Annotated in this window: 19 protein-coding genes; 5 read left to right on the top strand and 14 right to left on the bottom strand. The window is 54.1% G+C overall.

The window, feature by feature from the left end; translation table 11 throughout:
* Nucleotides 1-24: 24 nt before the first annotated feature.
* The gene (locus TERTU_RS20285; protein WP_015819353.1) at nucleotides 25-516 is read right to left on the bottom strand and encodes a DUF4265 domain-containing protein; all 492 of its coding nucleotides are present in this window, start codon (nucleotides 514-516) and stop codon (nucleotides 25-27) included.
* 223 nt (nucleotides 517-739) lie between these two features.
* Here TERTU_RS20285 and TERTU_RS20290 point away from each other — a divergent pair, with 223 nt between their 5' ends.
* On the top strand, nucleotides 740-2029 hold the full coding sequence (locus TERTU_RS20290) for a M48 family metallopeptidase (RefSeq protein WP_015819856.1): 1290 nt from the start codon (nucleotides 740-742) through the stop codon (nucleotides 2027-2029).
* A 10-nt stretch (nucleotides 2030-2039) separates the two neighbouring features.
* Here TERTU_RS20290 and TERTU_RS20295 read toward each other — a convergent pair whose 3' ends face one another.
* The 7 genes from TERTU_RS20295 to TERTU_RS20325 form a co-directional block, all read right to left on the bottom strand.
* A complete protein-coding gene (locus TERTU_RS20295) occupies nucleotides 2040-2249 on the bottom strand; it encodes a hypothetical protein (protein WP_015820266.1) in 210 nt (69 codons plus the stop codon).
* A 374-nt stretch (nucleotides 2250-2623) separates the two neighbouring features.
* The gene (locus TERTU_RS20300) at nucleotides 2624-3547 is read right to left on the bottom strand and encodes a porin (RefSeq protein ID WP_019602578.1); all 924 of its coding nucleotides are present in this window, start codon (nucleotides 3545-3547) and stop codon (nucleotides 2624-2626) included.
* A gap of 291 nt (nucleotides 3548-3838) precedes the next feature.
* The gene (phoU, locus tag TERTU_RS20305) at nucleotides 3839-4558 is read right to left on the bottom strand and encodes a phosphate signaling complex protein PhoU (RefSeq protein ID WP_015819063.1); all 720 of its coding nucleotides are present in this window, start codon (nucleotides 4556-4558) and stop codon (nucleotides 3839-3841) included.
* Between the two features lie 25 nt (nucleotides 4559-4583).
* Nucleotides 4584-5486, bottom strand: coding sequence for a phosphate ABC transporter ATP-binding protein PstB (gene pstB / locus TERTU_RS20310; RefSeq protein ID WP_015817668.1), 903 nt, complete (start codon nucleotides 5484-5486; stop codon nucleotides 4584-4586).
* A 20-nt stretch (nucleotides 5487-5506) separates the two neighbouring features.
* Nucleotides 5507-6799 carry a phosphate ABC transporter permease PstA gene (gene pstA, locus TERTU_RS20315; RefSeq protein WP_015817264.1) on the bottom strand — a complete coding sequence of 431 codons (1293 nt, stop codon included), beginning with the start codon at nucleotides 6797-6799 and terminating at the stop codon, nucleotides 5507-5509.
* The gene (gene pstC, locus TERTU_RS20320) at nucleotides 6783-8183 is read right to left on the bottom strand and encodes a phosphate ABC transporter permease subunit PstC (protein WP_026160564.1); all 1401 of its coding nucleotides are present in this window, start codon (nucleotides 8181-8183) and stop codon (nucleotides 6783-6785) included. The genes pstA and pstC overlap by 17 nt, the downstream gene beginning before the upstream one ends.
* A gap of 104 nt (nucleotides 8184-8287) precedes the next feature.
* Complete coding sequence (locus TERTU_RS20325) at nucleotides 8288-9331, bottom strand: PstS family phosphate ABC transporter substrate-binding protein (RefSeq protein WP_015820014.1); 1044 nt, start codon at nucleotides 9329-9331, stop codon at nucleotides 8288-8290.
* A gap of 450 nt (nucleotides 9332-9781) precedes the next feature.
* Between TERTU_RS20325 and TERTU_RS20330 the strand changes: the two genes are divergently transcribed.
* From TERTU_RS20330 to yciA, 3 genes are all read left to right on the top strand, one after another.
* The gene (locus TERTU_RS20330) at nucleotides 9782-10303 is read left to right on the top strand and encodes a TRAP transporter small permease subunit (RefSeq protein WP_015819600.1); all 522 of its coding nucleotides are present in this window, start codon (nucleotides 9782-9784) and stop codon (nucleotides 10301-10303) included.
* Nucleotides 10304-10360: 57 nt separating this feature from the next.
* Nucleotides 10361-11707: a TRAP transporter large permease gene (locus TERTU_RS20335; RefSeq protein ID WP_080516737.1), complete on the top strand. Its 1347-nt coding sequence runs from the start codon at nucleotides 10361-10363 to the stop codon at nucleotides 11705-11707.
* A 64-nt stretch (nucleotides 11708-11771) separates the two neighbouring features.
* Nucleotides 11772-12167, top strand: coding sequence for an acyl-CoA thioester hydrolase YciA (yciA, locus tag TERTU_RS20340; protein WP_015818158.1), 396 nt, complete (start codon nucleotides 11772-11774; stop codon nucleotides 12165-12167).
* 69 nt (nucleotides 12168-12236) lie between these two features.
* Here the strand turns inward: yciA and TERTU_RS20345 are convergent, their stop codons facing one another.
* From TERTU_RS20345 to TERTU_RS20370, 6 genes are all read right to left on the bottom strand, one after another.
* A complete protein-coding gene (locus TERTU_RS20345; RefSeq protein WP_015818628.1) occupies nucleotides 12237-13388 on the bottom strand; it encodes a TRAP transporter substrate-binding protein in 1152 nt (383 codons plus the stop codon).
* 78 nt (nucleotides 13389-13466) lie between these two features.
* On the bottom strand, nucleotides 13467-14177 hold the full coding sequence (locus TERTU_RS20350; protein WP_015818163.1) for a tRNA-uridine aminocarboxypropyltransferase: 711 nt from the start codon (nucleotides 14175-14177) through the stop codon (nucleotides 13467-13469).
* A 47-nt stretch (nucleotides 14178-14224) separates the two neighbouring features.
* Complete coding sequence (locus tag TERTU_RS20355; RefSeq protein WP_015817796.1) at nucleotides 14225-14599, bottom strand: SpoIIAA family protein; 375 nt, start codon at nucleotides 14597-14599, stop codon at nucleotides 14225-14227.
* A gap of 257 nt (nucleotides 14600-14856) precedes the next feature.
* Complete coding sequence (locus TERTU_RS20360; RefSeq protein ID WP_015820263.1) at nucleotides 14857-15273, bottom strand: hypothetical protein; 417 nt, start codon at nucleotides 15271-15273, stop codon at nucleotides 14857-14859.
* A gap of 141 nt (nucleotides 15274-15414) precedes the next feature.
* Nucleotides 15415-18054, bottom strand: a complete 2640-nt coding sequence (locus TERTU_RS20365) for an RNA polymerase-associated protein RapA (protein ID WP_015819039.1) — start codon at nucleotides 18052-18054, stop codon at nucleotides 15415-15417.
* 66 nt (nucleotides 18055-18120) lie between these two features.
* A complete protein-coding gene (locus tag TERTU_RS20370) occupies nucleotides 18121-18387 on the bottom strand; it encodes a GIY-YIG nuclease family protein (protein WP_015820616.1) in 267 nt (88 codons plus the stop codon).
* Between the two features lie 196 nt (nucleotides 18388-18583).
* On the opposite strand from TERTU_RS20370, the gene rarD reads away from it, so the two are divergent.
* Nucleotides 18584-19480: an EamA family transporter RarD gene (gene rarD, locus TERTU_RS20375; protein WP_015819911.1), complete on the top strand. Its 897-nt coding sequence runs from the start codon at nucleotides 18584-18586 to the stop codon at nucleotides 19478-19480.
* Nucleotides 19481-19485: the final 5 nt, after the last annotated feature.

Genomic DNA, 19485 nt, shown 5'->3' on the forward strand with positions numbered 1-19485 from the left:
AGTTACACGCAACGAGGGAATTAGCTACTGTGGTTTCAGAATTTCCTGCCACCAATTAAGCGGCTGTTGTTGACCTTCGACGATATCGTACACATTACCGTACATCCAGGTACTGCCGCCATCGTCACCGAGACAGCGGTTAAGGATGTCCTCTATGGTTTGAAATCCGCAACTCACGTGGATCGAAAACACCAGCATCCGCGCATTCTCGTAATCCAGTTCGCCGCCCAGTTTTTCCAGCTCAGGAACCAGTTGTTCTGCCAACGCCGCTGCACCGGTCCGGGAAAACACACGAATACATAAATTGCCAGCGCGCTTCACCAGAGTGAAACTGCCAGTCTTGCGATCCACTTTAATATGATCACCACTGGCAATACCTCGAACAAACGCCGGAGATTTAACCAGTTGAAAGGCGCCATCGTCGAGTTTACGCACTTGCAGGGTTTCCATCACCGGCCGCCCGTCGGCTTGCTGCCCAGCAAATAAACTAATTTCCTGCAACGCGTTATCTGTCATTTCACTCTCTCTAACTGTACTCGAATCAATGTGCCTCACGCTCCTGTCGAGACATGACACTCGTACCGCGTCTCGCACGGCATTGTTCGGCGCTTTCGCTAGAGAGAAGCAATGAACAAAGCGTGTGGAACGGAGTCACAATTTTATCAACAGGACGAAACGCGGCCATTATAATGGACGTTTACAGTTCCTGCTCACCACCTTGTAAAGCAAAGGAAAACATATGCTCACGCTGCATCACCACTTGCGGGCCCTTATTGCGCTTATCTTAGTCACTACTTTGGCCACAGCCTGCTCTGTCAATCCGGTCACGGGTAAACGGCAACTGACGATGCCCGTTGCGGAACAAATCCGCCTGGGTAATCAACAATATATTCCCTCGCAACAGCAGCAGGGCGGACGCTATGTGGTGGACCCCGATCTCAATGTCTATGTCAGGCAGGTGGGTCAGGCGGTAGCCGCGCAAAGTGAGGTAAAACTGCCCTACGAATTCGTGGTGCTCAACAACAATGTCCCCAATGCCTGGGCCCTGCCAGGTGGCAAAATTGCCGTGAACCGCGGATTGTTGGTGCTCTTGGATGACGAAGCTCAATTGGCCGCGGTACTCGGACACGAAGTCGTGCACGCGGCAGCGGAACACAGCGCAAACCAAATGACCCGTCAGCAAATTCTCGGCGTCGGGGTACTTGCGGCAACTGTTGCGGCAGGTGCTGCGGTTGAGGATGATAAAGCTGCGTTGATCGGTGCTGGAGCTTCGGTCGGCGCGCAGGCATTTCAAGCACACTACGGTCGCAGTCAGGAGTTGGAGGCGGACTTTTACGGAATCGACTATATGGTGTCTGCTGGCTACGACCCTGATGCCGCAGTGGAGCTGCAACAAAAATTCGTTGCACTGAGCAAAGGGCAGCAGAGCGATTTGCTCAGTAACCTGTTTGCAAGTCACCCGCCATCCGAGGAGCGCGTGGCGCGCAATCGCGAGAAGGCCAGTACTTTACCTGACGGCAAGCGCAACCGGGCAGCCTTTCAAGAGGCAATTGCGCAGTTGAAAAAGGACCAGCCGGCCTACGACAAGCACCAACTCGCCGAGCAAGCGGCCGCCAAAGGGAATATGGACGAAGCCCTGGCACTTACCGAACAAGCCATCAAACTGCAACCCAACGAATCGCTCTTTTACATCACTAAAGGGCAGATACTGTTCAGCCAGGATAAAGCGGCCGCTGCCAAATCCGCGTTCGCAGAAGCAAACAGTCGCAATCCAGACTATTTTATGGGGTTCCTTGGCCTCGGTATTTGCGAAGCCCAGCAAAAAAACTGGTCAGCGGCACGCACGGCGTTAACACAAAGCGCGCAACTGCTGCCCACAGCAACAGCGGTGTTTTATCTGGGTGAAGTCGAACTGGGAAGTGGCAATCGCGAACAGGCAGTAGGTTATTACCAGCAGGCAGCATCAGCAGGTGGCGATATTGGTGCTGCTGCAGAGCGCCGGTTAGCGCAATTACAGCCTGCCAGTTAGGAGCATGTCCTTAACAGGCGAAGTTACCGTCCTTGCGGCGACGCTCGCATTCTTTGCGAATGTTCTCGCAGGCGGTCACCTTGCCCGGTGACGTTGGATTGCCTGCAATACACTCGTCCCGCTTGGTGGCCAGTTCTGAGTTGCTGAGGCTGCGCAAGCCCCCGTCACACGCAGTAAGGCCGATAATAAGCAGCAGGAATGAAATACATCGAATGGTCATTTTACATCTCTTGGGTCGGGGATTTTCGCGCCATAACGCTGTGACAAGAATAACTAAAAGTTTAGCTTATAGCTGGAAATACGATAAAAAAATTCCTGATATTCCCGGATTTTAGTTTCCCATCGACCCGACGATTGAATAAATGCGCCTATCTATTTAATCGCGCTCCCTTTAAATATTGGCGAAGTTTTAAGAATTTTAATGAATTACAACGCCGTTCAGATAACAGCGGCGGTTTCAGCACCACCTATCAGCTTCGCAATGTTGATTGTTAAATTGATAACCTCGATCACCGCTGCCAGGCAGCAAGCGACAAACAGCCATAAAAAAGGCGACTAAAAAGTCGCCTTTGGGTTTGGAAATAGGTCAATTCTTTAAAATTTCAGTACACCACCCACACCAGCATATTTTTCGGTGGGGGTTTCATCAGAACTGTTACGGGTGAGATAGCTGGTCAGTTTGAAGGTCGGGCTCAAGTGGTAGTCCGCACCGACGGAACCACTCTTCGCGCCCTCAAACTTCACGTCGGACATAGCGTATTGCGCTTTCAAATCCCATTTCCCGCCGACGCGGTATTTCACTGACACCAGCTTGGCATCCACATCGTCCGCATCATTTTGCGGTGAATACTGCTCGTACATTCCACCCAATTGAACCGGGCCTATCTGGTAGGTAGAGGAAACCCGCACCGCAGACGTATCCACCTCTTCGATATCACTGTCCAAAGCCAGTGCCACGTAAAAATCACCCTTAGTGTAACTTGCGGAACCGCCATAACCGTCTTCCAGCTCCGGGTCTTCGCGCAACAGCACCAGGCCTTTGAACTGCAATCCGTTCAGCGTGTTAGGCGTTGTATATTCCACCATGTTGGTTAGGCGGTTGTCGTTGATGGTGATAACCTGCGCAATATCGCCAACCTGATCGCCAAAAATGTCCACTTTCCCTTGTGAGCGTTTAAACGGCGTATCGAACCGGCCAAACGCAAGGCGACCAAAATCGCCTTTGACACCTAAAAAGCTATTGCGCTTGGTCCAAGTCACATTGTCATTCGGCTCTATACCCAACTCGTAGTGATAAAACACTTCCAGGCCGTTATCCAGTTTTTCGCTGCCACGAACGCCTAAACGCGAAAAAAAGCTCTCTAGCTCCACCACAGACTCAGACTCATCCGTCACGGTGTCAGTGGTTTCGTGATACTGGGTAACAAGGTGAATTAAACCGAATATCTCTGGGTCGGCGGCGACGGTGCCGGAAAGCGTTAGAGCGATAAGACCAGGTAGGAGTTGTTTCTTCTTCATTGTGAGTGTCCGCTTCTCGTTTAGAGTCGTTCTGCGGCCGATTCCGCAGCTATCCAAGTTCTTTAAAGCTTATCCACACACGCTGGCCCGCGCAAGCTGAACAGATCAATAAAACGACGTTTTTTTCCACAAAAGACAAACTCGACACAGAACAATGCATCGAGCGAGACATTAACTCATCGGTCAGAAGGTGGCTTTAACAAGATCCGGATAGCTGCGCTCGGCGAGCGCAGAAAATTCGGCGGGAATTATAAAGGTTTTGCTACATTTTTGTTGCAAAAATGTGACAGCTTATTGATCCTGATCGAGCTGTTTTTCGATTTCCTTGATAGAAATGTGACGCACATCGGTGCCACGTACCAGGTAGATAACATGCTCGGCAATATTGCGCGCGTGATCGCCAATACGCTCCAACGCCCGCAGGGACCAGATCACATTCAGCACCCGCGATATACTGCGCGGATCTTCCATCATCATGGTTACCATTTCACGAATCGCGGATTTGTATTCGCGATCGACGTGTTTGTCTTCGCGCATCACTTTTAGCGCTGCAGGTACATCGAAACGCGCGAATGCATCCAGCGCTGCGTTCAACATTTTCTGCACGTTGCTGGACATATGGCGCAATTCAACAAACCCATCCGGGTCGGTTTCTTCGTCGCTCAGCTCTATGGCCATGCGCGCAATTTTGGAAGATTCATCGCCAACCCGTTCGAGATCGCGAATCGCTTTGGAAACAATCAGCACCAAGCGCAAATCGGACGCTGCCGGTTGGCGTCGCGCAAGTACCTCGGTGCACTGGGCATCGATGTTCACTTCGTACTGGTTCACTTCGTCTTCGGTTTCCTGCACCTTTTCCGCCAGGCGCATGCTACCGGTCTCGATAGCTTTCACGGCATCGGCCAGTTGTCCCTCAACCAGGCCTCCCATTTCCAACACCGCCGTCCGGAGTTTTTCCAGATCGGTATTGAACTGCTTGGAGATGTGTTGATCGAGGTGCATGTTTTCCATAGCGCTTCCTTAAATAACAACCAGATTAACCGAATCGACCGGTGATATACGCTTCGGTCAGTTCGTGGTCGGGGGTAGTAAATACTTTCTTGGTGTTGTTCACCTCGATCAACCGGCCCAAATGGAAATAGGCGGTGCGATGCGAAACCCGTGCAGCCTGCTGCATTGAGTGAGTCACTATCGCGATCGTAAAATTCTGGCTCAATTCGGCAATCAACTCTTCTATTTTAGCCGTTGCGATCGGGTCCAGCGCGGAGCAGGGCTCATCCATCAAAATCACTTCCGGGCTTACCGCGATAGTGCGCGCAATACACAGCCGTTGCTGCTGACCACCAGACAGACCTGTACCGGGCTGGTGCAAGCGATCTTTCACTTCCTCCCACAGGCCCGCACGCTGCAAACTGGTTTCGACGATTTCGTCCATCTCCGAGCGACGCCGCGCAAGACCGTGTATTTTGGGCCCGTACGCGACATTTTCATAGATGGATTTTGGGAACGGGTTGGGCTTTTGAAAAACCATGCCCACACGCGCGCGCAACGGCACCACATCCAGCTTTGGATCGTACACGTTGAGCCCGTCGAGGGAGATTTCACCCTTCACCTGACAGATTTCGATAGTGTCGTTCATGCGGTTCAGGCAGCGCAGGAAAGTAGATTTACCACAACCTGACGGCCCGATCATGGCGATCACTTCGTTTTCGCCGATATCCAGGTCGACTCCGAATACCGCTTGTTTATCGCCATAAAAAACGTCTACGCCGCGCATCGACATTTTGGCATTGTCCACCAGTGGTTTGCCGACAGTCGTGGCGTGCTCAGCCTTCATATCGGCCACCTGTTTTGCGGTGGTATTTTCTGTCATTTTCGGAGCCTCTGTTCGATCGTGTTCCGCTATAAGCGTAGCGCTTTTCTCTTCAGAAATATCCATGATTCAATCCTGCTCTGCCCTTACCAGCGACGCTCAAGCCGCCTGCGCAGCCAGATAGCCAGAGTGTTCATAGTGATGAGGAACGCGAGCAATACCATAATGGCTGCCGACGTGCGCTCGACGAATGCGCGCTCCGGGCTGTCGGCCCAGAGGAAAATCTGTACCGGCAGCACGGTGGCCGGATCGGTAATTCCCGCAGGAACTTCTGCGATAAACGCCACCATGCCGATCATTAACAGAGGAGCCGTCTCCCCCAGAGCCTGAGCCATCCCGATGATCGCGCCGGTAAGCATGCCCGGCATCGCCAGTGGCAACACATGCTGCAGAATCATCTGCATCTTGGATGCCCCCATACCCAAAGCAGCCTCGCGGATGGACGGCGGTACCGCTTTGATTGCCGCACGGCTGGAAATAATAATGGTTGGCAGCGTCATCAAAGTCAGCACTAAACCGCCCACCAACGGCATTGAGCGTGGCATATTGAAGAAGTTCAGAAATATCGCCAGCCCCAACAAACCGAAAATAACTGACGGCACAGCGGCAAGGTTATTGATATTAACCTCGATAAAGTCTGTCAGCCTGCTGCGCTTGGCGTACTCTTCCAGATAAATAGCCGCTGCCACACCAATGGGAAACGATAACGAACCGGTAACCAGCAGGGTGAATAAACTGCCGAGCAGAGCACCGAGAATGCCGGCCTGTTCTGGCTCTGCCGAATCTGCCGAAGTGAAAAACCCGGTGTTAAAGTCCAGTTTGAGCGCACCACTTTCCAGCAGCTTATCGATTCGCTTGCGCTGGGCTTCGCTGATCCTGTCTTCATAGGGGTCGCCCGCGCGAAGACTCTTCACGTAAGTGTCGACATCGTCGTCCACCAACAGCTTAACTGAAACCCGCTGACCTAGCAGGCCAGGGTCTGCAGCGAGCATATCGCGCAATTTAAATCCCGCACCGTAGCTGGCAATAGAGTAGAGCTCGCGCTTCTCACGACGACCTTTTACCTCGGGGAAAAGCTCGCGCAAACCGTTGCGTACAATGCCATCGAAATTGGCCAGCGCTAATTGCTCGTGGTTCACCTCAGTCATACCCAGGGTATCCGGGTCAAACTCGATCTCCATGTGAATAAAGCTCTGGCGAAACGCACCAATCCCATTCCCGATAATCTGGGTAAACAAAATCAGCAGGGCGATAATCCCGACCGCCACCGAGGCGCGGCCCATTTGCTTAAAACGCCATTCGGATGCCCGGCGTTTCGCCAGACTGCGCTCAACCAGCTCTGCGGTAGTGGGCTTTTCAGCGCTATTCGTACTGTTCACGATATTTCCTCACAACGTGGAGAGCCACGTAGTTAAGTGCCAGAGTAACGATAAAGAGCATCAAGCCCAACGCAAATGCCGCCAGAGTTTTGGGGCTGTCGAACTCCTGGTCGCCGACCAGCAGCGTCACAATCTGAACGGTGACAGTAGTCACAGAATCCAGCGGGTTAGCGGTTAGTTTCGCTGCCAGGCCTGCAGCCATTACCACAATCATAGTTTCGCCAATGGCCCGGGAAACAGCCAGCAACACGCCGCCCACAATACCCGGCAAGGCTGCAGGAATGACTACCTGACGGATCACCTCGGAACGGGTCGCACCCAAGCCGAGCGCGCCATCGCGCAACGATTGCGGCACCGCATTAATCACGTCGTCCGACAGGGATGAAATAAACGGAATAATCATGACCCCCATCACCAGGCCAGCGGCGAGGGCGCTTTCGGAAGTAACCGCCATATAGTTGTCGAGGCCCATGGACACCGCAGTATCGCGAATAAACGGCGCCACCGTAATTGCCGCGAAGAAGCCGTAGACCACAGTGGGAATACCGGCGAGCACCTCGAGCAAGGGCTTCACAATTGCGCGCACTTTCTTATGCGCGTATTCGGAAAGGTAAATTGCTGACATCAGGCCAGTTGGCACCGCAACCAGCATGGCGATACCGGCTATCAACAGGGTACCGGCGAACAAAGGCACCGCACCAAAGCTACTGCTGCCGGCCACCTGATCTTTGCGAATCGCCGTTTGCGGGCTCCACTCAAGACCGAACAGGAAATCGGTAATCGGCACAGCATGAAAGAAGCGCAGGGATTCCCACAGCACCGACATCACAATGCCAATCGTGGTGAGAATGGCGAGTGAAGAACACCCAAGAAGCACCAGCTGGAAGACGTTTTCAACCTGCGCCCGCGCCCGCAGTTGCGGATTGATGCGCCACCAGGCGAAACCACCGAGCCCAACCATCATCATCACGACCAGCACCGCCACCAGTAAATCCGCATGCGCCTTCAGCGCTTGCAGGCGGGCAACGGAATCGGCGAGATAGGCCGGCGCAGCATCCGCACTGAGCTGACCATTCATAATATTGTAGATTTGGTTGAGCATCAGGCCGCGCTGGGAGGCGTCCTCGAACACCACATCATCAGGCAGTTCGCTGATAACAATGTGCTCGATAATCTGACCGTCGAATATTTTCCACAGGGTCACCAGCACCAGAGCCGGCAGGATTGCCCACAATGCGCTGAGCATACCGTAATAAAACGGCAGGGAATTCAAATAGCGGGTACCACCAACACCGGTGGCGACATTCAGAGAACGGCTGCGACCTGCGACGAATATGGTGGCGCACAGCGCGGCCATTAACACAATTAGGACCCAGCTGTTCATAAATCCTCTCGGGGGAATAATGTATTCGAGGCGATTGGGGCGGGCATTTAAATCGAAAAAGCAGGCCCTTTCAAGGGCCTGCATCGTTTACTGCAAAACCAGCCTTATAGCGACTTAAGGCTATCGAGCGCTTTAACACGCTTGGCGATAGTCGCGCGACGGTCTTCATCCAGTGGAATCAAGCCTTTTTCCGACAGGTAGCCTTCGTCACCCCAGGCTTTTTCGCTGGTGAACTCCGCCAGGAATTGCTCGATCCCAGGAATCAGGCCGATGTGCGCCTTTTTAACATAGAAGTACAGTGGACGAGATACCGGGTAAGCGCCATCAGCGATGGTATCGAAGGTCGGCAAGCTGCCGTCCACGTATGATGCCTGTACCTTGTCGGCGTTCTGATCCAGGAAGCTGAAGCCGAAAATACCCAGTGCATTCGGGTTGGCATTCAATTTCTGCACGATCAGATTGTCGTTTTCACCGGCTTCGATAAATGCGCCGTCTTCGCGCAGAATATGACACACTTCTTTGAAGCGGTTTTTATCACTGGACTTGTACGCCTTGATAAACGAAAACTGGCTACAGCCGCCTTCCATTGCCAGCTCTACAAACGCATCGCGGGTGCCGGAGGTGGGGGGAGGGCCCAACACTTCAATTTTGATTGCGGGCAGCGTGGGGTTTACGTCTTTCCAGGTTTTATAGGGGTTGTCCACCAGCGTGTCGCCACCGCTTGGGTTTGGCACTTTCTTGGCGAGCGCCAGAAACAAGTCCTTGCGACTCAGTTTCATTTGCTTGGCCTTTACGGAATTGGCAATCACGATTCCGTCATAACCGATCAGTACTTCAACAATATCGGTCACACCGTTAGCTTTACAGTTGTCCAGCTCCGCCTGTTTGATACGACGAGATGCGTTGGACATATCGGGGAAGTTCACCCCAACACCGCCACAAAACTGTTTGAAACCGCCACCGGTACCGGTGGACTCTACTGTGGGGGATTTGAACTTGGTGGCGCGACCGAAGCGCTCGGCGACTACCTTGGAAAATGGAAATACGGTCGATGACCCCACAATACTAATGGAATCCCGAGCAGCAAATGCCGAGGATGCTGCCATTGTGGTTGCAGCAGCGAAAGTCCAAACCAAAAGCTTTTTCACATTAATCTCCTTACGAGATGCGTGTTTGTTAATTTTTGGGGTGCGCCGGCGTTAGCCGCACCTCTGGGTAACCCTAGTTAACCTGGCTGTTTAGCCAATCAGTCGTCTGGTCTCTTCTGCAGACAACGCCTTTAAGCCAAAATCGCCAATGTCTGAGACATTTATTTAAGACATAACGCACTCGGATGCACCTACACCATCCATTGCGGTGTTCAGTTTGGCGCTCAATCTAAACAGGCCCTTGTGCGCCCGCATAGTAGGTCTGTTTTATGACAGTTATGTGACAACTTTTCGACTATAAACCACCGCTATGCAAACGTGTGCTGACAGTGACAATTGTCGCGGTTTCCCTCTATTTAACCCCTCGGGACGCTATCAGCACCCTGTATACCTGACACGACGAACGTTTATAATCCAGATCTCAAATAAAAATAACGATGACACAGGGCTATGTCAGAACTTCACCCCTCGCCAGTAAAACGACTCGCGCAACAACTCGATAAGCTTAGTCACGCTATTGGCACTACGCTTTCCTGGCTTACCCTCGCGATGGTGCTGCTGGTCGCGCTTATCGTTATTCTGCGTAGCCTGCTCGGCATTGGCTCTATCGCGCTGCAAGAATCCGTAGTGTATTTGCACGCCACGGTGCTCAGTTTGTGCCTCGGCTTCAATGTCCTGCACGACAAACATGTGCGCGTCGACGTGTTCTATAACCGCTTTACCACCCAGCAAAAAGCGTGGATCGACGCCCTTGGCGGCGTAGTTTTTCTGTTGCCATTTGCCTTGTTTTTGGCCTTTGTGAGCCTGGAGTTTACGCTTAACGCCTGGCAAATACGCGAAACCTCGGCAGACCCTGGTGGTTTACCACTGGTGTTTGTACTGAAAACGCTACTGCCGCTGGCTGGCGCCCTGCTCGCTGTACAAGCGTTCAGCAATGTGGCAAAAGCTGTCATCCGTATCACATGGGATTAAAAACAACTCCCATTACAACAATAAGACAAGCCTGTGCTCGAATTCCTGCCAATTATCATGTTTCTCGTCGTTTGCGGTGCCCTGATGCTGGGCTACCCGGTGGCTTTTACCCTCGCCGGAACCGCGTTGCTGTTCGCCGCTGTCGCCAGCCTGCTCGGTGAGCTCGACATTCAGTTGCTGCTCCTATACCCAGATCGTATTTATAACGGCACGCTCACCAATACCACTTTGATTGCGGTACCACTGTTCGTGTTTATGGGCGTAATGCTGGAGAAATCCAAAATCGCCGAGCAGCTGCTCGAAAAAATGGGTCACGCCTGCGCGCGCTTACCTGCCGGCCTGGGGTTAGCGGTTATTGTGGTGGGAGTGCTGATGGCCGCATCGACAGGCATTGTGGGCGCAACCGTAGTAACCATGGGGCTGATGTCCTTGCCGACCATGTTAAAGCGCGGTTACGACCCGGCACTCGCTGCGGGTACCATTTGCGCAACTGGCACCCTGGGGCAGATTATTCCCCCCTCCATTGCGTTGGTGCTTTTGGGAGATGTTCTCTCCAGTGCCTATCAGCAAGCACAACTCGCACAAGGGGTATTTAACGCCAAACCTGTTTCTGTCGGCGACCTTTTTGTGGGGGCACTGCTGCCTGGTCTGCTCTTGGTTCTGCTGTACTTGGTCTATTTGATGGTTGTCGGGCGCTTACGACCCGCCGCTGCACCGGCTTTTTGCGACGAGCACCGGGTTAGCGCGCGCGAATTGCTGATTGGTATTTTGCCACCCATACTGCTGATTGTTTTGGTTCTCGGCTCGATTATCGGGGGGATCGCCACACCCACCGAAGCCGCAGGGGTAGGCGCGGTGGCGGCAATAGGCCTCGCGGCGCTTCACCGGCAACTGAATATTGAAACTCTGCGCGCCGTCGTGTTGTCCACAACCCAGGTAACCGCGATGGTATTCGCCATTTTGCTGGGAGCTTCGTTGTTTTCTCTGGTATTTCAGGGGCTAGGCGGCGACACTCTGGTGCAGGGGTTGTTTGAGGATCTTCCCGGTGGGCGGGCATCTGCGGTATTACTGGTCATGCTCGCCATATTTCTGCTGGGTTTTATACTCGACTTTATTGAGATCACCTTCGTGGTCATCCCAATTGTCGGGCCGGTATTACTGGCCATGGGTATCGATCCCATATGGCTTGGCATAATGATTGCGATAAACTTGCAGACTTCTTTTTTAACACCGCCCTTCGGCTTTGCGCTCTTTTACTTGCGCGGAGTGGCGCCAGCAAGCCTGCCCACCAGCGCAATCTACCGGGGTGTTATGCCGTTTATCGGGCTGCAACTGCTGTTATTGCTGCTGCTCGCATTGTGGCCCGAACTGGCCACTTGGTTACCGTCACGCCTGCACATATAACAGCGCCAATGCATACAAGGTTTTGAAGCAAGGCTCCAAATAATAATCATCGTAGGAAGTTGGTATGGCAAATATAGACGAAGACCCAACGCCAAATGGCGAACTGGTACTACAAACACTGGCATTGCCGGCGGATACCAATTCCAATGGCGACATTTTCGGTGGCTGGCTCATGTCGCAAATGGATCTGGGCGGTGCAATCGCCGCCAGAGAAATTGCCCGTGGTCGCGTAACTACAGTCGCAGTTGGCGCGATGGCTTTTCTGCGTCCGGTTCCCGTGGGTGCCACAGTTAGCTGTTACTGCGAAGTACTTGAGGTTGGGCGTGCGTCGATTAAAACGCTAATTGAAGTCTGGGTGAAAACCTATCATCGTACCGAACAGCAAAAAGTCACTGAAGGTGAATTTGTCTATGTCGCTATAGACGACAATGGCCGCACCCGACCTATCCCGCAGGGTTAAAACCGTGCGTTTACCGGGCGCAGCTACGACTAGCAGAACACACCGCCCGGTCAGCGACTTGAGCCCGTGCTAGCGGGCTTCGAAGTAAGCCTCTTCCGTTAATGCGTGATAGCCGCGCACCGCATTCAGATAAGCCGCATAGGACGCATATACCTTCGCAAACAGCGGGTCTTTTTGCGACATTTCCTCATACAGCGTTGCCGATTGGCGCTTGAACTCCGCCAGTACGGCCGGAGGGAATGCCCGCAATTGAACCCCATGGCGCTCGACTAACTCTTCCAGGGCAGCATTGTTCCGCGCCGTGTACTCATCGAGCATATCCTGGTTCACTGCACGCGCCGCCACTTCGACCACCGCCTGCAAATCCGCAGGCAAACTGGCGTAGGCGTCTTTGTTGACGATAATTTCCAGCGTCGGGCCCGGCTCGTGCCAGCCGGGGTAGTAGTAATACTTGGCGATCTGGTGAAAACCGAACGCCAGATCGTTATAGGGGCCAACCCATTCGGTAGCATCGATCACGCCTGACTGCAGCGCCGTATAGAGTTCACCACCAGGAATATTGACCGCCTCTCCCCCAGCACGGGTAAATACCTCGCCGCCCAGACCAGGAATCCGCATTTTGAGCCCCTGAATATCGGCAATGGAGTTGATCTCTTTGTTAAACCAGCCCCCCATTTGTACGCCGGTGTTGCCAGCGGCGAAGGGCACCAGGTTAAATGGCGCATACGCCTCCCGCCAAAGCGCCATGCCACCGCCGTAATGCAGCCAACCGTTCAACTCCTGCGCATTCATCCCAAACGGCACCGTGGTAAAAAATACCGCGGCGGGAATCTTGCCTTTCCAATAATAGGCGGCGCCGTGGCCCATTTGCACACTGCCGGACGACACCGCACCGAACACCCCCATAGCGGGCACAATTTCGTTGGCACCATGCACGGTTATCTGCAAGCGGCCATCACTGAGCTCTTCCACCAGGCGCGCAAAATTTTCCGGTGCTAAACCCAGGCCAGGAAAGTTTTTTGGCCAGGTGGTCACCATCTTCCAATGCAAGCGCTGCCCCTCATCCGCCACCTGCTGGCCTGGGGACTGAACTTGAACGGAGGTAGAGCGATCCACAACCAGCAGCGCTAGCAGCACCAGACACAGTGCCAGTAACAGAATTAAAGCGGTAGGTAACCACCAAGGCGTGTAACGCGCACGCGCGCGCGAGGATTGGGCCATGACTTCACTCACTGTGATGTTTTTATTGTTGCTTTAGGCGGCTATTTTAAGCGAGTCGTCAACGATTAAAAGCCCGCATTAACCCCGTTTGCGGAGTAAGCGCTGATGTAAGTCACCGAGGGGCGCAGGACAACAACCGCGCGTCGCTTTGTAGTGCAGATTAAACAGTGAAAAATAATCGAGAAGCGTCTCTGACTGCGCCGTTTCGCCGGCAAGCGCAAGGCACAGCGCACCGGCTTCCGCGGTGGCCAACTGATGCTCGTGCAATGACTTGCGCACGGCATAGCCGCGCACCAGGGCGTCAGGCAGGGTGAGCCGCGGCACCTGATCCAGCCAGCGGCTCAGGCGCAGCATTCGCCTGCCTTGTTTCCAGGTGCCATCGAGCAGCAGGAAAGTCGTGTGTTGCAGTGGGTCCGCCAAAGGCGCGTGGGCTTGCGACGGACCATCACCGTCATCCGGAAACACAACACAACAGTGCCGCTGCGGGTCTGCGAGCAGTGCCAGCAATTCTGGCTCCGGCTCCGTGCGATGCCAGCAGCTTACGCGCGTGTTGGCCGGCAGTGCATCGGCAATCAAACGACCGGTATTGGTGGGCTTAAAGACCTCGTTGCGGTGCAGCAGAAGCACAAACTCATTGCGGCTACTCAACTCCGGACGGTAAGGGCATATACACGCGTATTGCGCCAACTGGCAGGTTGGGCAGCGCACCACCGATTTTCCGCGGGCGTGAAATTCCCGCGTTGCTTCTGCGAGGCGCCTGTCGCGCAGGGTATTAAAGGGGTTGGTCAAAGCAGGAGAGGCTCATAGTTCAAACAGAGATACGTGCGTGGGCTCGATCACGGGCAGACAGTTTCGAGCCACAAACGTGCCGCGGCTTTTTCGCTGCGTTTAAAAGTTTTAATGGTGAGCCCAGGTACCAAATCCGCGCTCCAGTGGCTCATCGCTTGCAACCAGGTCTGGTCGGCCAGCACCGCCGCGTGAGAAAAGCGCCGCAGTAGTCGCAGCACCTGTGGCAAACGCCATAGCTCAATGGCGATAGCGCCAAACGACGGCAAATGGTAATCGACCACATCAAACAGCACACCACCGTTTTCCATACCTTCGGCGTTATCCAGCAAGGCGTCCAATACCGCAATCATGCCTTCTGTGTCGAGCTTACCACTGAGCGCAACATCCAATCGGTTTTCGCCATTGCGACCGACAGTCACCATACGCCACTCCTCATTCCCTTGGGGGCTAGTTCTCGTATCTGTGGAATTTCAACTGGTGAACAGCGGTAAGTCCGACGTCGCTCACATAAATTAACATGAGTTCACTTGGACTCACATGCACTCACATGCACTCACATGCACTCAAAGCTGCGCAGTGGCGCTTCACCAGCCGGGCAGGCCCGGAAGGCCGAACTCTTAGAATTCTACAACGTCCGTGCAGGTTTCGTGGCTGAGACGCGAAAAAGAATGCGACAAAGTCAGTCGCGCTTACGGCTCAGGCGCCCCATATCCTCGAGCCACAAATTAAGGCGCCCATCGGACATCTCTGCTTTTGGCAGATAGGTATGTCCCGCCACCAACGTCACTTGCTGCAGCGACTGGGCGCGACCCACGGAAAAATCCGCTTTATCAAATACAGCGTCTTCGTACACAATCAGTTGAACCACATGTTTACCAGGTAACAGGCGGTAGTCCTGCACCGGGTTCATGCCGTGCACGCGGTCGTAGCGACGGCTGTTGATAGCACCAATCATCGCTGGACCATTACTCGCCAACACAATCGCCAGTTCGTCTTGTTCTCGCTCCGCACCAGGATACATTTTTGCCGACATATTCTGCTCCACACCGGCACAAGCACCCAGAAACCCAACGATCACCACCAGAAACCAACGCATTGTTATAAACCACCCCGCTATTCATTAAGCGAGGGGTATAAGTCTTGCGGTACTCGGTGAACAAGGCGCCACCGACAAACGGTATATTTACGCCATTAAACGGTAATTAATGCCATTTTTGTGACGTAGTTTTACCGGTTTCTAGCCCGTGATCACAATTAAGCGGATTGCTGACAATTGCAAGTGGGCATGCTTTTCCAGGGCGTTGCATACCCCATCGCGCCGCTCTTCCAGAGCCACCAGTTCGTCCCTCCCCACCGCTGCATTGTTGTGGGCGAGGTTGCGCAGGCGGGTTATTTCCGCCTCGAAATGCGCGCGCGCCTGCTCCAGTGCGTCCGCCAGCAGGGTCTGCTGTTGCTGCTCGGCAAATGCCTCCGCTTTTTCGTACCACTTGCCGATTTCGTCTTTGCGGGACTTCACCACATCGCGCGCGAGGTGCTTTTTCACGCCTTGAATATTTTGCTGCAGAGCCTCCTCTGGGAGCAGGGATGAGAGATCCTTATCCGAAATATCGAGCACCAGGGTGCGCACGGAATGGCTGGTCAGGAAAGGCAGACACGCCGTCGCCAGGCGCGACTGAATCACCACGTCAAAACACACTTCCAACAGGCAGTGCCCGGCAGGCAACTGCTTGCTCGGCAGCGTTGCCACCGAGGCCGAACCGAGATCCGAATGGTGCAGCAGCTCCCATAGACCAGTGATAAAGGTGGCATCCCAGCTCATAAAAAGCAGGTCTTCCCGATGACTGGCCAGTGCGCGATTGAAGGTAATTTCGGTGCCTTCAGGCGGAATGCCAGGCAGGGCCGGGATTAACATCTTATCGGACGGAATCAGACTGAAACTGGCGTCTCCCGTGGCTTCGAAATGGAAATTCAACAGATCACTCGCCGTTTCCACCAGCGCCTGCGGGGTATCCTGTTCAAAATCTGCGATACCCGCAGCCAGCTCGTCGGCGAATGGCTGACGGCAGCTGTTCATTTCCAGCAGCGCGTCGCGGCCGGACTGGATTTCCGCCTGCAATGCAGCAACCTGTGCACGGGTTTGGGATATCAATTCTTCCGTCAACACCGCTTCACTGTACAAATCGTCCTCGACGTCAGCCACCACTTTGTCGTGCACCGGGCCCGCGGCAGGGTTCTGCTGTTCCACACACTGGAGGACATCGTTAAACCACTGGAATTGCAGTGCGGTGCGCGAGTGCGCCGCGAAGGGCACATGCACATGCACGTCGCGGGTCTGACCAATGCGGTCCAGGCGACCGATGCGCTGCTCGAGCAAATCCGGGTGCTCCGGCAAATCAAGGCAAACAAGGTGACAGCTGAACTGAAAATTGCGCCCTTCACTGCCAATTTCAGAACACACCAGCAATTGGCTGCCGTGCTCAGAATCGGCGAAATAGGCGGCGGCTTTATCTCGCTCGATAAGGTTCTGTTCTTCGTGGAAAAGTGCCGCGTCTATGCCGTGTTTCTGCCACAAATAGTTTTCACAGTCTTTTACTTGTGCCAGTTGGCGGCAAATCACCAGGATCTTTTCGTCGGGGTGGGCACGGCTAAATTGCGCCAGCCATTCAAAGCGTGTTGCCCAGCTATCGTCACTGAGTGAGTGCGCCACGGCCTGGCGTTGCGGAAAGCCGGCAATCGCCGAGCGCACGTTACGAAACATCACCCGACCTACACCGTGGCTGTCGAGCAATTGATCCACCAGCGCCTGGTCGCTGATATCTTTGGCCAGGTGATACTCTTCAATCAGGGCATCACGGCCAGCCGGCAGCGCGCGAATCCGCTGATTCAACGACTGGTAATGTGCTTCTTGCTCGTGGAGTTTCTCGAGACTGGAAAATTTGGCGGGATCGAGTAACTGCAGGCGGGCGAAATGGCTCTCGGCGCCGAGCTGCTCGGGTGTGGCTGTCAGCAACACCAAGTGGTCACTGGTAGCAGAGAGCGCTTCCAAGCAAACGAACGCCTCGCTTTCTGGCAATATGTGGTGAGCCTCGTCGACAATAGTAATGTCGAACTCCGCCGCCTGCAGTTCGACCGACAATGCATCTGCGCGAGAGTGCGGCACGATATGGATCTGGCCGCTGCTGAAATCGTGCTCTTCGTCACTGAACAACACCGGCATCAAACCAAACTTGCGCACCAGCTCCACCAGCCATTGCACCTGCAAGGCATCCGGCACCAGAATTAGCGCACGCGCCACCCGCTCGAATTTGAGCAGACGACTCAAGATCATGCCGGCTTCAATGGTTTTACCCAGTCCCACTTCGTCTGCCAGAAGCACTCGGACCTTCTCGTGCTCACACGCCATCCAGGCAACATACAATTGATGCGGAATAAGATTAGCGCGCACGCCGAGTAAGCCGCCCAGTCGCGACTGCCAGGTCTTGCCCATGGCGGCATCCAGCTGACGGCGGAAATAGAACCATTTGGGTGCATCCAGCTGCCCGGTCAATAAACGCACCAGCGGTTGATTCAGGCTGACTTCTGCCGCCAGCATGGTCTCCGGCACCAGGCGATCGCCGCCGATATCGTAAATCAGCAGCCCGCCCTGTTCATGCACGTGCACAACCTTCGCTTCGCTGCCGTCGGCGAGCTCTATGCGGTCATCGATGTTGTACTGAATTCGGGTGAGAGGGGCTTGGGCGGTGGCATAGTTGCGCTCACACTCGCCTTGAGGAAAGAAGATGGAAACGGTACGAGCCTCGACACCGGTGACAATACCCAACCCCAACTCAGGTTCGGAATCGACCACCCAACGCTGGCCCTGCACAAATTCGGACATATTACTCAGCCTGCTGGAACGCTTACTTTAATACCCCGGGTAAGGGCGGCCGCCATTGTACGGAAATTACCGACAATTTGTAGCACTGTGAATTAATGCCATTTTAGCCCGTCGTGGCAGCGCCTTAATGGCCGCTTCCCGACGACAGGCAGCAGCGCGGTTATCTGCGGGCTCACAGTAAACAAGTGTGACTGGCTGGCGCACGCGTGTGTAGCGGGCACCACGACCGATACCGTTGTGCTCCGCCAGGCGCCGGTCCGGGTCGGTAGTGACTCCCGTGTAAAGTGTTTGGTCCGCGCAACACACCATGTAAACAAACCAAGTGGAATTCATAGAAAATCATAACGGATAGGCGCTGTAAGGCGTGCATTGTAACCAGTCGACCCGGTATCCCCAAACCCGGCACGGCGATTGTTTCCCCGCATTGAAACCGGTAAAGTTAGCGCGCTCATTCGTCCGCTCGGTTTCGCAATAGAGTTACATGCCAGAGTGACACTTAACACGTCAACTGAATAAGGAATCACCAGTTTTGCAAAGTGAGACCGCCAAAGGCCTGCTCTTCGCAGTAGGTGCTTACGGCTGCTGGGGCTTTGTCCCACTCTATTTCAAAGCGATGGATGCTATTCCTGAGGGCGAGATATTCGTCCACCGCATTATCTGGTCGGTGTTATTTACCGGGCTGGTACTCATTCCCCTGGGGCGCTGGAAAAATATCTGGCCGCATTTATGCAATCTCCGCACACTCCTTGTACTCAGCGCCGCCGCGGTGTTTATCGCCATTAACTGGATCGTATTTATCTGGGCGTCCAACAATGACCGCTTGCTGGATACCAGTATCGGCTATTACATCAATCCGTTAATTAACGTGCTATTTGGGCTCCTCTTTCTCGGCGAAAAGCTGCGTCGCATGCAGTGGGTGTCGGTGTCGCTCGCGGCTGCCGCTGTGTTGCTGCAAATTATTACCCTCGGCAAGCTGCCGGTAATTTCCCTCACACTCGCATTCGCGTTCGGCTTTTACGGGTTGATGCGAAAAATCGTACAAGTGGGAGCACTGGAAGGTCTGTTTATCGAAACCTTGCTGTTGTTGCCGCCCACACTGGTCTATTTTGGATGGTTCTCCGAGAAGCTCTCTTTTATCGAGGCCACCGGCAGACCAGGGTTCGCCGTGGCACTCATGGCCGCTGGCCCGATCACCAGCATTCCCTTGCTCTTGTTCGCGTCCGGCGTGTCTCGACTTAAATACTCCACCATCGGGTTTATCCAGTATCTGGCGCCCAGCATCGTATTTTTGCTGGCCATTTTCTGGTTCCGCGAACCGCTGGTGTGGCAAATGGCTGTGACCTTCGCCCTGATCTGGGTCGCACTCGCCATCTACAGCTACGACGGTCTACGCCGCTCTCGCACCCTGCCACTTCCCCCTGAATAAATCTG

Origin of the sequence: Teredinibacter turnerae T7901 (assembly GCF_000023025.1) — a bacterium.
Classification (GTDB): Bacteria; Pseudomonadota; Gammaproteobacteria; order Pseudomonadales; family Cellvibrionaceae; genus Teredinibacter; species Teredinibacter turnerae_B.

What these genes read in the sequence shown, in the direction of transcription:
- TERTU_RS20285 (WP_015819353.1), bottom strand. Translation starts at nt 516, where the DNA reads ATGACAGATAACGCGTTGCAGGAAATTAGTTTATTTGCTGGGCAGCAA.
- TERTU_RS20290 (WP_015819856.1), top strand. Translation starts at nt 740, where the DNA reads ATGCTCACGCTGCATCACCACTTGCGGGCCCTTATTGCGCTTATCTTA.
- TERTU_RS20295 (WP_015820266.1), bottom strand. Translation starts at nt 2,249, where the DNA reads ATGACCATTCGATGTATTTCATTCCTGCTGCTTATTATCGGCCTTACT.
- TERTU_RS20300 (WP_019602578.1), bottom strand. Translation starts at nt 3,547, where the DNA reads ATGAAGAAGAAACAACTCCTACCTGGTCTTATCGCTCTAACGCTTTCC.
- phoU (WP_015819063.1), bottom strand. Translation starts at nt 4,558, where the DNA reads ATGGAAAACATGCACCTCGATCAACACATCTCCAAGCAGTTCAATACC.
- pstB (WP_015817668.1), bottom strand. Translation starts at nt 5,486, where the DNA reads ATGGATATTTCTGAAGAGAAAAGCGCTACGCTTATAGCGGAACACGAT.
- pstC (WP_026160564.1), bottom strand. Translation starts at nt 8,183, where the DNA reads ATGAACAGCTGGGTCCTAATTGTGTTAATGGCCGCGCTGTGCGCCACC.
- TERTU_RS20330 (WP_015819600.1), top strand. Translation starts at nt 9,782, where the DNA reads ATGTCAGAACTTCACCCCTCGCCAGTAAAACGACTCGCGCAACAACTC.
- TERTU_RS20335 (WP_080516737.1), top strand. Translation starts at nt 10,361, where the DNA reads ATGTTTCTCGTCGTTTGCGGTGCCCTGATGCTGGGCTACCCGGTGGCT.
- yciA (WP_015818158.1), top strand. Translation starts at nt 11,772, where the DNA reads ATGGCAAATATAGACGAAGACCCAACGCCAAATGGCGAACTGGTACTA.
- TERTU_RS20345 (WP_015818628.1), bottom strand. Translation starts at nt 13,388, where the DNA reads ATGGCCCAATCCTCGCGCGCGCGTGCGCGTTACACGCCTTGGTGGTTA.
- TERTU_RS20355 (WP_015817796.1), bottom strand. Translation starts at nt 14,599, where the DNA reads ATGGTGACTGTCGGTCGCAATGGCGAAAACCGATTGGATGTTGCGCTC.
- TERTU_RS20360 (WP_015820263.1), bottom strand. Translation starts at nt 15,273, where the DNA reads ATGCGTTGGTTTCTGGTGGTGATCGTTGGGTTTCTGGGTGCTTGTGCC.
- TERTU_RS20365 (WP_015819039.1), bottom strand. Translation starts at nt 18,054, where the DNA reads ATGTCCGAATTTGTGCAGGGCCAGCGTTGGGTGGTCGATTCCGAACCT.
- TERTU_RS20370 (WP_015820616.1), bottom strand. Translation starts at nt 18,387, where the DNA reads ATGAATTCCACTTGGTTTGTTTACATGGTGTGTTGCGCGGACCAAACA.